Source organism: Bacillus xiamenensis (assembly GCF_000300535.1).
Taxonomy (GTDB): domain Bacteria; phylum Bacillota; class Bacilli; order Bacillales; family Bacillaceae; genus Bacillus; species Bacillus xiamenensis.
In genome coordinates this window covers 116,002-127,323 of record NZ_AMSH01000004.1, presented here as the reverse complement: position 1 = coordinate 127,323, position 11,322 = coordinate 116,002, and the positions used below count along the sequence as shown (strand labels likewise).

10 protein-coding genes and 1 pseudogene are annotated in these 11,322 nt (G+C 42.7%); 7 read left to right on the top strand and 4 right to left on the bottom strand.

Going from position 1 to position 11,322, the window contains the following annotated elements; genetic code table 11:
• Positions 1-57: 57 nt before the first annotated feature.
• A complete protein-coding gene (locus BA1_RS03170) occupies positions 58-1,395 on the bottom strand; it encodes an amino acid permease (RefSeq protein ID WP_008355661.1) in 1,338 nt (445 codons plus the stop codon).
• 518 nt (positions 1,396-1,913) lie between these two features.
• On the opposite strand from BA1_RS03170, the pseudogene BA1_RS03165 reads away from it, so the two are divergent.
• Positions 1,914-2,810 (top strand): annotated as a pseudogene (locus BA1_RS03165) (methyl-accepting chemotaxis protein); the annotation flags it as partial.
• Between the two features lie 40 nt (positions 2,811-2,850).
• Here the strand turns inward: BA1_RS03165 and BA1_RS03160 are convergent.
• Together BA1_RS03160 and BA1_RS03155 are read right to left on the bottom strand one after the other, a co-directional pair.
• A complete protein-coding gene (locus tag BA1_RS03160) occupies positions 2,851-3,834 on the bottom strand; it encodes a Gfo/Idh/MocA family protein (RefSeq protein ID WP_008355656.1) in 984 nt (327 codons plus the stop codon).
• A 143-nt stretch (positions 3,835-3,977) separates the two neighbouring features.
• Positions 3,978-4,337: a MerR family transcriptional regulator gene (locus BA1_RS03155; protein WP_008355654.1), complete on the bottom strand. Its 360-nt coding sequence runs from the start codon at positions 4,335-4,337 to the stop codon at positions 3,978-3,980.
• Between the two features lie 307 nt (positions 4,338-4,644).
• Here BA1_RS03155 and yidA point away from each other — a divergent pair, with 307 nt between their 5' ends.
• Positions 4,645-5,457, top strand: coding sequence for a sugar-phosphatase (gene yidA, locus BA1_RS03150; RefSeq protein ID WP_008355652.1), 813 nt, complete (start codon positions 4,645-4,647; stop codon positions 5,455-5,457).
• 35 nt (positions 5,458-5,492) lie between these two features.
• On the opposite strand, the gene BA1_RS03145 is transcribed toward yidA, so the two are convergent.
• On the bottom strand, positions 5,493-6,500 hold the full coding sequence (locus BA1_RS03145; RefSeq protein WP_008355651.1) for a helix-turn-helix transcriptional regulator: 1,008 nt from the start codon (positions 6,498-6,500) through the stop codon (positions 5,493-5,495).
• A gap of 125 nt (positions 6,501-6,625) precedes the next feature.
• Between BA1_RS03145 and BA1_RS03140 the strand changes: the two genes are divergently transcribed.
• The 5 genes from BA1_RS03140 (at position 6,626) to deoC (ending at position 11,233) form a co-directional block, all read left to right on the top strand.
• Positions 6,626-7,333, top strand: coding sequence for a class I SAM-dependent methyltransferase (locus BA1_RS03140; RefSeq protein WP_008355649.1), 708 nt, complete (start codon positions 6,626-6,628; stop codon positions 7,331-7,333).
• A complete protein-coding gene (locus tag BA1_RS03135; RefSeq protein ID WP_008355646.1) occupies positions 7,330-8,418 on the top strand; it encodes a saccharopine dehydrogenase family protein in 1,089 nt (362 codons plus the stop codon). The genes BA1_RS03140 and BA1_RS03135 overlap by 4 nt, the downstream gene beginning before the upstream one ends.
• A 178-nt stretch (positions 8,419-8,596) precedes the next feature.
• Positions 8,597-9,472, top strand: coding sequence for an aldose 1-epimerase family protein (locus BA1_RS03130; protein WP_008355645.1), 876 nt, complete (start codon positions 8,597-8,599; stop codon positions 9,470-9,472).
• A 60-nt stretch (positions 9,473-9,532) separates the two neighbouring features.
• Complete coding sequence (locus BA1_RS03125; protein ID WP_008355643.1) at positions 9,533-10,477, top strand: sugar-binding transcriptional regulator; 945 nt, start codon at positions 9,533-9,535, stop codon at positions 10,475-10,477.
• Between the two features lie 84 nt (positions 10,478-10,561).
• A complete protein-coding gene (deoC, locus tag BA1_RS03120) occupies positions 10,562-11,233 on the top strand; it encodes a deoxyribose-phosphate aldolase (protein ID WP_008355642.1) in 672 nt (223 codons plus the stop codon).
• The last annotated feature ends 89 nt before the right edge of the window (positions 11,234-11,322 follow it).

The following is an 11,322-nucleotide window of genomic DNA, read 5'->3' as shown; positions in this document are numbered from 1 at the left end:
TCATTTTAGCCCTTTGTCAACAATCTGAAACCCGCCCATTGAGGCGGGTTTTGGTGGTTAAGCCTTCTTTTTCATTAAGAATGAAGCAATGATGGCAGCTACTAAGAAACCGATGCTGATAATGGAACTAGGTAAGTTCTCATGTCTGAATAGGAACATTACAAAACTGACACTGAGCACAAGACCAGCAAATAACGTCAAATACGGGAACAGCCAAACTTTGAAATACGGTTCCTGTGAATATGTTGGACGCAGTTTCAAATGTGCCAGGCAGATGCTGATCCAAATAAGAGAAACAGCAAAACCAGGAATAGCCAGCATATAGCTGAAAATTTGGTCTGGATACAAGTAAGCAAAGAATGTTCCGATTAAGAGAAACAGAACAGTCACCCATAAACTTAAAATAGGTACACCTCTTTGATTGACCTGTGCCAGCTTTTTCGGACCGCCGTCTGATTTAGAAAGAGAATGAATCATTCGTGTTGTTCCGTAAATTCCAGAATTGGCAGCAGATAGAACGGCTGTAATCAATACGAAATTAATGAAGTGAGAGGCGCCTTGCATGCCAGCTGCTGAAAAGACTTGAACAAAAGGACTGTTATTAGGATCGATTTGATTCCAAGGAATCAGTCCGCAAATAATTAAAATCGGCAATGTGTAAAATAAAATAATACGCCACATCATACTTTTGACAACACCAGGTAATACCTTCTCCGCATCCTTTGTTTCTGTAATGGTCAGCCCGATCAATTCAGAGCCCCCATAAGAGAAAATAACTACTAATAATGAGGCGAAGACAGCGCCCCATCCGTTCGGGACGAAGTTTTGATAATTGGTGAGGACAGGTGTGCTTTGTTCGTTTGGAATAACCCCAAATAATAGTGCTGCACCAAGAAAAATAAAGACAATAATAACAAAAATCTTCATTCCAGCAAACCAAAACTCAATTTCACCGAAGTATTTTACATTATTTAAGTTAATCCCGATCACTAAGAGTGAGCAAAGTAAACATAGGGACCACAAAGGGACATTCGGCATCCAATATTGAAGTAAACTGCCCGCTGCAATGATTTCAATGACACATACAGTGAGCCACATAAAACAGTACACCCATCCGACAACGAATGAAAAACGTTGACCAAGCGCAATTTGTACGAGGTCGCGAAGGTTATTTCCCGGATAGACGATCGCCATTTCAGCTAAAGCTGCCATGACAATGAGAAGAAGCAATCCAGCAAATACATAGGAAAAGATCACCCCAGGACCTGCTAAGCCGATTGTATCGGCGCTTCCTTTAAAGATTCCTGTACCAATGACACCGCCCATTGCAATCATGCGAATGTGACGCGGCGATAAAAGCTTTTTTAATTCATGTTGTTCCTGACTCGCGCTCATGACGTTCTCCTTTTTTAAAATGCTTATGTTCCATTTTCTTTTTTCGAGACGTCAGTGTCAATATAAAAAAAGAGATTTTTCAGACAGAACAGCCGGTTGATTTTATCAAAAAACCTATTTTTATCCATATATTGCGCCCTATCTCCAAAAATAAAAATCATTTATTGAACGTTACGAAAAAAAAGAAGATTTGCCTTATGGATGACATAAACAATTGTCTGTTGTTGTCGATATATCGTTTGTGATGCTAAAGTCCTAAAAAAGAATGATTTATAAATGTAAAATATTTCGATAAATAAAGATTAAAAGGAGTTATGGAAGATGTTTATGAGAAAAGCAAGTGTTTCATCGTCGGGGACCCTTCTAAGAGAAAGCAGTCAATTAGTAGAACGAATAAGGGAGATTTTTCAGCAAGAATAGATACTGCTGCATTTTCTTCTAGTCAAACAATAGAAGCAGTGGTTCAAATAAATGAAGCTTTGCAAAAGATGCAAGAAGCGTATGAAGATATTCAGATGCGCATGAATTTAGTGACAAAAGCCATTAAAGTAGGCTTATGGGATATGACGGTTGTAGCAGGTGATCCTGTGAATCCGAAAAATGAATTCACATGGACGGATGATTTCCGCAGAATGCTTGGCTTTCAAAATGAAAACGATTTTCCGAATGTCCTAGACAGCTGGGCATCTCGAATTCATCCAGATGAGTACGAAGACACCTTGAATGCATTCTCTACGCACTTATTGGATCATTCTGGCCGCACACCATTTGACACTGATTACAGATTACAGCGTAAAGATGGAGAGTACCGCTGGTTTCATGCAGGCGGTGAAACCATTCGTGATGAAAAAGGTGTACCTCTTCGTGTAGCAGGCACCATTCGTGACATCACGCTAGAAAAAAATAAAGAGAAAACAGCCAATGAAATGGCTTCCCAAGTAGAGCAGCTTTCAAGCTCTATTAGTGAGATGGTTTCGGGCATCAGCTCTGTGACAAACCAAGCGCAGGAGCTTGCTGTCGCTCAAGAGCAGTCAACGTCTGCCGCAAATCTTGCGAAAAACAGTGCAGATGAGACGAAGAACATTTCAGACTTGATCAAAGAAGTGGCAAACCAAACGAATTTGCTTGGTTTGAATGCCTCCATCGAAGCAGCTAGAGCTGGTGAGCAGGGACGCGAATTCTCCGTCGTTGCAGATGAAGTACGCAAACTGGCGCTCCATAGTGCCAATGCCACGGAAAATATCGAATCTAGTTTAACTGAAATGAAAACACAGATTGATCAAATCCTTGAAAATATCTCGAATATGACAGCTCTTACACAAACACAGGCTGCTTTAACCGAGCAAGTGAACGCTTCAGTTGATGAAGTGAATCATATGTCTCAACGTCTTGTGGCGTATTCAAAGAGTATATAATGTAAAAATCGCCTTTTTTTATCAGAAGGCGGTTTTTTGCTTAAGCATGGTCTGCTGGGAACACAATGCCGGCGTCTTTTCTTGCGGCTTCAAGAACTTTCATGACAGAAAGACTTTCTTCAAGCCATGCATAACACTGCTTGTGATTTTCTGTTTCAATGATGTGCTGGAACGCTTCTGCTTCATAAAACAGGCGGTTTGCATTCGTTTGTGCATTCAGTGAGATCACTTGGCCATCCATATGCAACAGCACTTCCTCACATCCATTTGCCCCATTTTTCACATGCATGAATCCTTTTTCTCCTTGAATCAATGCGAAGTTCATGCTGCTTGTATCCTTACTGCCGACACTTGTCGCAATGAAATCATTGTAAGTGAAGGTCAAAACACCAGATGTGTCGATACCGTTTGGATGACGGTTCGCCTGATAGCGAATCTGCTCCGGTGGTCCAAAGAGATTCATGATGAAATGGACATTGTAGATGTTAATATCCATGAGAGCGCCGCCTGAAAATTCTGGGTTAAAGACATTCGGTGTTTCGCCGGCTAGCAGCTGATTATATTTACTTGAATATTGACTATAGTTGCATTGAACCAGTTTGATTCTGCCTAATTGATGAAGGTGCTTTTTGATTAAATGATAGTTGGGCATATGAACGGTCGTAATCGCTTCAAATAAGAGGAGCTGCTTTTCCTTTGCGAGAGCGATTAAGGCTTCTAGCTCTTTCACAGTAGAGGTAAAAGGCTTTTCGCAAATCACATGTTTTCCGTGCTTCAATGCAGCTTCGGCATGCTCGCTATGTAAACGATTCGGTGATGCGATATACACCGCTTCGATGTGTGGGTCCTCTAACATAGCGGTTAAATCTGTATAAGTCGTTTGCACCCCAAATTGATCTGCGAGTTTCTTTGCCGTTGCTTCCTTTCTTGAATAGACAGCGTGGCAAGAAGCGCCTTCGAGCTGTTCAATTGCTTGCAGAAAGCCTTCTACAATCACACCTGTCCCTATGGTTGCAATTCTCATTCTACTCAAAACCCCTTCCAAACGTTTGATGTCAAGTAAAGCTGTCTCTAGTATACCTGATGTTTTCATAGAACGTGCATTGGCAACTGGGGGCAGAGGGGTGCCGGTCAAGAATACCGGCACAACTTTGGCAGCCCTTCCAATTAGCTGATGTTGGCTAATGTTTGTTTTGTTAACAATTGAATGGCTGCTTTCCTCTTTTTTAACTCTTGAATGGAGTTTTGAATATCTTCTATTTTTTGTTCGAGCAGCTGTTCAGCTTCGGTTTTGGACTGTTTCTCGAATAGTAACGTGATAATTTCACGAATTTCTTTAAGTGAGAAATCTAGCTTTCTCGCTTCAGTGATAAATGATAGCATCAGTACATATTTTTTATCATATAAACGATAGCCGTTACGAGCTCTCTTAGGCTCAGGGAGCACACCCTCATTTTCATAAAAACGAATGGTTTCAATATGCACACCAGACATTTTTGACAATTTTCCTCTTGTAAATGTCATCATTACCTTCACCTCCTTTCTTTGCTATCCATCATACAATTAGATTTGCTAGTTTCAAAATATTCTCCGATGAACATTTGTTCTTTTCAATTCAGTTAAAGAGAGCAGATCTATTCACAGCAGATTTCATAGAATACGTTATAATAGATGAGGAGAAAGTGATGTTTTGTTACAGATATGAACAAGTAGACAGCTTGAGAAAAAAACGATAGGCTAAAATAGGTAAATAGTATGATGGAACATCATGTGATCATAGAAATGATCGCTTAAATAGTGACAGCACGTTTTGCTGAGAAAAGGGGAGCAGTAAATGTATAAATTAGTCGCAATTGATATGGATGGTACGTTATTAAATGATCAGCATATGGTGCCGGATGAAGTGTTTGAAGCTATTCAACAGGCAAAGGCAGCAGGCGTGAAAATTGTTTTATGTACAGGCCGGCCGATTGGTGGGGTGAACCGCTACTTAAAAGAGCTTCAGCTCGATCAAGAGGGAGATTATGTGATTGCATACAATGGAGCGCTTGTACAAAACAGCCATACAAATGAAGTGGTGTCAGAATTAACTTTATCCTATGATGATTTGACTTCTTTATATGAACTGAGCCGTCAGCTCGATACACCTATGCATTATTTCGATTCAGCTCATTTGTACACACCGAATCGTGATATTAGTGAATACACGGTGCTTGAATCGTACTTAACGAAATTGCCGCTTAAGTATTTACCTGTTGAAGAGGCAGAGCCATCAATGAGGCTTCCGAAGATGATGTATATTGATCAGCCGGAACGTTTGGAAAAGACGATACAAGCTATCCCGTCTGAAGTGAAGGATAAATATATGATGGTGAAAAGTACAGATTTCTTCCTAGAAATCCTTCATCCTGATGTGAGCAAAGGGAATGCTGTGAAGCTTTTAGCTCATGAACTGGGGATTTCTCGTGAAGAAGTGATGGCGATTGGTGACAATGGGAACGACGTGTCGATGCTTGAGTTTGCAGGCTGTGGCGTTGCCATGGGAAATGCCATTGATGATGTCAAAGCAGTTGCGGATGTTGTGACAAAATCCAATAATGAAGCTGGAGTAGCACATATTCTGCATGAGCGAGTCATCGGAAAATAAAGAAAGAGCGGTCTACCAATGAGGTAGCCGCTTTTTTAAATGTGTGAGAAAAAGTAAACGAGCATACGTCTGCTGCTCAAATTCGTTTTTTGCAGCATCGCCTTTACATGATCATGCACAGTATGGGGCGAGATAAATAACGTACTGGCAATTTCCTTCGTGGATTGCCCTTTTATTAAGCAGTCAAGGACGTTCATTTCTCTTTCTGTCAGGCGATATGTTTTCGCTGCGTAAGGAAGAATGTCACTTGTTTGCGCTCGTTTAATATGAATCATAACTGCTTCTTCTTGCTCTGTTGCCTGCGTTAATCGAAAGGCCTGAAGAGAGAGAAAAAGTCCTGTCGGCATTCTGGATATGCTGACCGCTGTTTGGTCACCGCCACCATATAAAAGCTTAGCGCCTAATGCTCTGAACGGACGGGGCATGACGGCATCGTCGTGAATTTGTTCAAAGGTTTGGAAGGTGTGAAGCCAATGAAGTCCAGCTTCGTTTCCATAAAGAAGATGGTAATCGTGTGAAAGAATGAGGAAGCCTTGATGTTCCTCCGTTTCATCTGCTTCCGTTTCTCTTTTTTTGAAAAGCTCATCCCTCAGATTGGCTGCAAGTGCTGGTAATTGGCGGCTAACCGCTTGTATGTCTTGTTCATGAAAAGGTTCCTTTCCCTTTTTCCGATAAAGGCTTGCGATTCCCCAGCATTCACCTTGGATCACAAGAGCCACCCGCAATTCATCTGCCCATCCGTTAGGTAACAAAATGTGCTGGTATCGACCGCTATTGAGATATTCTCCGCTTTGGACGAGACTCGCAGTGTGTACAGGACCTTTAGCCAGATCCTCATGCTGGTGCACATCCTTTTTTAAAAATTCATTTTGAAACAGCTGGTTATGTATGGATTCAATCGGTTCATCTGTGAAAGAACCCGTCGAGAGGAGGGTCGCTGGATCAATGGTTGTGATACAGGCAGCATCAAAATCACAGATATCGGCAAGTTCGTCTCGAATGTTTTTTCTCAGCTGCTGAAAATGAAGGGCTGGATTGGTCATTTGATCTCCTCCTCAATATCCCCACTTTTAGGGATCGTTTTTTCTCATCTATCTTCTTACAATGAAGATAACATACCGTTAGTGTAAAGGAAACGAAGCAAAGCGGAAACTGGAGGAGAAGACATATGAGTGTAAATCAACATTGGCATGATCCTGTTGCTGAATCTTATGCAGCAACAATTGCGCATAAAGTACCGGGCTATCATCTTTTGCATGAGCTGACAGTGGATAGAGTAGAAATCGAATTAATGGGGGCGGCATCTCGCATTTTGACAGTCGGAGCAGGTGGGGGCGAAGAGATCATCAACATGCTTCAAAGAAATAAAGACTGGTATCTCACAGGGGTTGATCCATCTCAGGCTATGCTTGATATGGCCAAGCGCAGAGTGGCACAGCTTCATATGCAGGGCCGCGTCACTTGGTATGAGATTGCCTTAGACAATGTGCCGGTTGAAAAGTTGTACGATGCAGCGGTGAGTTTGCTTGTCATTCATTTTGTAAAAGATCAGATGACCTTTTTAAAGGAGATCGCCCGCCGGCTTGAGCCAGGTGCACCGCTCATGATGGCGTTTATTCAAGGAGACCCGGAATCGCCTGCATTTCGGCAGGAGCTTCATATGCTTTCTCTATTCATGAAACGTCAAGGCTTGGGAAAAGACGTGTTTACGTCCTTTCAAAAAAGGCTGGGCGTAACAACACATCCCGTGTCTGAAGAAGAGATGACAGGACAATTAACCGAAGCAGGATTTCAAGACATCAGACCTTATTTTCAAGCGGGGATGATCAAAGGGCTTGTCTGCAAGCGAGGCCGTAGAAAGGCGGATGAGAGATGAAGTCAAAGATTATGGTGATAGGCGGCTATGGACATGTTGGACAGCAAATATGTCTTCAATTAAGTGAACAGTATCCTGGTCAAGTCTTTGCGGCAGGCAGGAGCTATGAGAAGGCTGACCAATTTTCACGTCTAACAAAGGGGCGTGTACGTCCCTTTCAAATAGATGTCAAACACCCTTTAAATACGGACTGGATGGATGAAACGAAACTCGTGATCATGTGCCTTGATCAAGAAGACACGTCATTTGCTGAAGCATGTTTGCGATCAGGTGTTGATTATCTCGATATTTCGGCAAAGGGCGCGTATATTGAGCAGGTGGCAAAGCTGGATCACCAGCACATGAACGCAACGGCTTTGCTCAGTGTAGGGCTTGCGCCTGGCCTAACAAATTTACTTGCAGCAAAGGCGGTATCTAAGCTGACATCCGTGGAGCAAATCGATATTAGCATCATGCTTGGGATTGGTGATCAGCATGGAAAAGCCGCCATTGAATGGACAATTGATCATGTGCATACGGATTATGAGTTGACGGAGAATCATCAGCAAAAGAGAGTCAAAAGCTTTACTGGAGGGAAACAAATAGACTTTGGTGGCAGGCTTGGAAAGCGGTATGCTTACCGATTCCCTTTTTCTGATCAACAGACATTGCCTTTCACACTCCAAGTGCCTTCTGTAACGACAAGACTTTGTTTTGATTCCCGCGTGGCAACGCGTGCACTGGCATTGACAAGAACCCTTGGAATGACGTCATTTCTCACCTCAACGAAGATGAAGGATCGAGTCATTTCATTGATTCAATCCTCTCAAATGGGAACAGAACAATATGCGGTCAAAGTGGATGTGACAGGGAAGGATGGGAGGCAGCATGCAGCGATTGGAATCGAGGGGCATGATGAGTCTCAAGCAACGGCTCAGGTTGCCTGTGCCGCAGCTCTGCACTTATTGAACAGACGATTTCAAGCAGGCGTCTTTCATATGGAAGAATTATTTTCACTAGCGTATTCGAATGGCGTCTTCGCTTTGGTGGATCAAAAAACGCAAGAAGAGCGGGCGTTAGCGATGAGAGCGAGCGTGTTGACATGACAAAAAGAAGACTAGCGACCCTGCTAGTCTCAGATTGTAGACAAACCCTCGCATTCTTTGTCAACAATCTGAGGCTTCTCCTGTTAACGGAGAAGCTTTTTTCGTTGTAACGAACTCTTTTATACTCAAACCGAAAATCCCTGTCATAATAAAAGAAGAAGGAAAGGGGATGTGTTGAATGAGAACGATTGAAAATGATCTGTTATTGGTCCAAATCAATGAGCGAGGCGCCGAGGTGAGAGCGGTGCTTCATAAAGAAAGCGGACGTCACTATATGTGGTCTGGTGATCCTGCTTATTGGGGCAGGGTGTCGCCCGTCTTATTTCCGATTGTCGGACGGTTGAAGGATGATCAATATAAGATAGGAGACCAAACATATGAACTCTCTCAGCATGGATTTTTGCGTGATGTTGATTTCGATCTATTGAAAGAAGCAAAAGATGATGTGGTTTTTCAATATCAATCAAATGGCCGCCACACTGCACAATATCCGTATGAATTTACAGCACGTATTCGTTATGAGCTGTCGGAAAATGGTCTGACGATTTCCTGGGAAATTGTTCACGACGGTGATGACACGATGTATTTCTCTATTGGCGGGCATCCGGCATTTCATGTCCCGCTTGTTGAAGGGGAGAAGCCTGCGGATTATTCACTCACATTGACACCTTCTACCGAACATGATCCAGTCCAATATGAACTTCAGGATTCACTTGTAAGAGAGAAGAAAAAAGGTGTTCAACTTGAGCCGATTCAGCTTCGCCCAGAGCTTTTTCAGAACGATGCGATGATCTTTAGCCATATCAATCGAGTATCATTGACTTCACAGGCGGGTCACGGGGTTGAGGTCGATCTCAGTGGCTTTCCGTTCGTTGGTATTTGGTCTCCATATGATCAAGAAAAGGGAACGATGGCACCTTTTGTTTGTATTGAGCCTTGGTATGGGATCGCTGATATGGAAGGGACGAATGGGCAGTATAAGGAGAAATTCGGCATTCAAACTTTAGAGAAGAATGAGACCTTTCACGCAGCCTATACCATTTTCTTTAAATGAACATTTGTGCATGATGAGATGAACAATTTGTTATGATAGAAGAAAAAAGGAGGCGTACGAATGGATCGGGAGAAACAGCAATTAAGTATTGAAGCAGCAAGGCTCTATTACTTATCTGATTACAGTCAGCAGGAAATCGCCAAACAGCTTGACCTGTCGCGACCAACTGTGTCTCGGCTGCTTCAATATGCGAAGGAAAAAGGGTACGTCCAAATTTCGGTGATGGACCCGTTTGAGGATTTAAATGAGTTGTCCTCTTTGCTGAAAGAAAAATATGATCTGCTTGAGGCCCATGTGGTATTTTCGCCAAAGGACGACTATCCAACCATCACCGATTACTTGAGCCGGTTTGGTGCTGATTACCTGCAAGACAAGGTAAAAGACGGCGATATCGTTGGGGTGAGCTGGGGAACCACGATGTATCAAATTGCACAAAAGATGCAACCTAAACAAGTAAAGGGTGTAGAGGTGGTCCAGCTAAAAGGCGGGATCAGCCACTCACATGTGAATACATATTCTGCGGAAACAATCCAGCTGTTTGCTGAGGCTTTTCAAACAGCCCCACGCTATTTACCGCTGCCTGTTGTGTTTGATAGTGCAACCGTCAAAGAGATGGTCGAACAGGATAGACATATTCAGCGCATCATTGAAATGGGCAGACAGGCGAATATCGCTGTGTTTACTGTGGGGACGGTAAGAGATGAGGCACTTTTGTTTAGGCTCGGTTATTTCCGTGAAGAAGAAAAGGCACTGCTCAAGGCATCCAGCGTGGGAGATATTTGTTCTCGTTTTTATGATCAAGAAGGACGCATTTGCAGTGAAGCCATTAACAATCGAACAATCGGCGTGGAGCTTGATGATTTAAGAACAAAAGAACGCTCCATTCTTGTCGCTGGCGGACATCGAAAGGTTGCCTCCATCCATGGGGCGCTTAGAGGAAAATATGCGAACGTATTAATTATTGACCAGCACACAGCAAGGGCTCTTTTAAATGTCACAAAATAGTTGAACAAAATTTCATAACTATGTTTACAATTGTTCAATGGTGATTTAAGATGAAAGTATCATAATTAAAAGGAAGTGTGAAGCATGACGATAGCAAAGCTCATTGATCATACAGCACTAAAACCAGATACATCTAAAGCTGCGATCATGCAGTTAATTGAAGAAGCCAAGACCTATCAGTTTGCCTCCGTTTGTGTCAATCCAACATGGGTGTCTCTTGCAGCAAAAGAGCTGGCAGGAACAGGCGTTGATGTGTGTACAGTCATTGGTTTCCCGTTAGGCGCAAGCACAACGGCGGTCAAAGCATTCGAAACAAAGGATGCGATTGAAAACGGTGCAACAGAAGTGGACATGGTCATCAACATTGCCGCATTAAAAGATGGCGACAATGATGTCGTTGAACAAGATATTCGTGCCGTTGTAGAAGCTGCAAAAGGCAAGGCGCTTGTGAAAGTCATTATTGAAACATGTTTACTGACAGATGAAGAAAAAGTACGTGCATGTGAGCTTTCAGTAAAAGCTGGCGCTGACTTTGTGAAAACATCAACTGGTTTTAGTACAGGCGGTGCAACAGCTGAGGACATCGCATTAATGCGTAAAACAGTAGGACCTGACATCGGTGTCAAAGCATCAGGCGGTGTGAGAACAAAAGAAGACGTTGAAGCGATGACAGCTGCAGGCGCTACCCGCATTGGTGCCAGTGCAGGCGTTTCCATTATTAAAGGTGATCAATCAGCTCCTTCGAAAGACTATTAATTCATACGATCCTATGGTAGGATAACATTCATGACTCAGTAAATGATGAAAAAGTCATATGCGGAAGAATTTCATTTATGGTAATTTCT

Excerpts from the sequence above, each read along its gene's own strand:
- BA1_RS03160 (WP_008355656.1), bottom strand. The coding sequence starts at position 3,834 with ATGAGAATTGCAACCATAGGGACAGGTGTGATTGTAGAAGGCTTTCTG.
- BA1_RS03145 (WP_008355651.1), bottom strand. The coding sequence starts at position 6,500 with ATGACCAATCCAGCCCTTCATTTTCAGCAGCTGAGAAAAAACATTCGA.
- deoC (WP_008355642.1), top strand. The coding sequence starts at position 10,562 with ATGACGATAGCAAAGCTCATTGATCATACAGCACTAAAACCAGATACA.
- BA1_RS03125 (WP_008355643.1), top strand. The coding sequence starts at position 9,533 with ATGGATCGGGAGAAACAGCAATTAAGTATTGAAGCAGCAAGGCTCTAT.
- BA1_RS03135 (WP_008355646.1), top strand. The coding sequence starts at position 7,330 with ATGAAGTCAAAGATTATGGTGATAGGCGGCTATGGACATGTTGGACAG.
- BA1_RS03140 (WP_008355649.1), top strand. The coding sequence starts at position 6,626 with ATGAGTGTAAATCAACATTGGCATGATCCTGTTGCTGAATCTTATGCA.
- BA1_RS03130 (WP_008355645.1), top strand. The coding sequence starts at position 8,597 with ATGAGAACGATTGAAAATGATCTGTTATTGGTCCAAATCAATGAGCGA.
- BA1_RS03155 (WP_008355654.1), bottom strand. The coding sequence starts at position 4,337 with ATGATGACATTTACAAGAGGAAAATTGTCAAAAATGTCTGGTGTGCAT.
- yidA (WP_008355652.1), top strand. The coding sequence starts at position 4,645 with ATGTATAAATTAGTCGCAATTGATATGGATGGTACGTTATTAAATGAT.
- BA1_RS03170 (WP_008355661.1), bottom strand. The coding sequence starts at position 1,395 with ATGAGCGCGAGTCAGGAACAACATGAATTAAAAAAGCTTTTATCGCCG.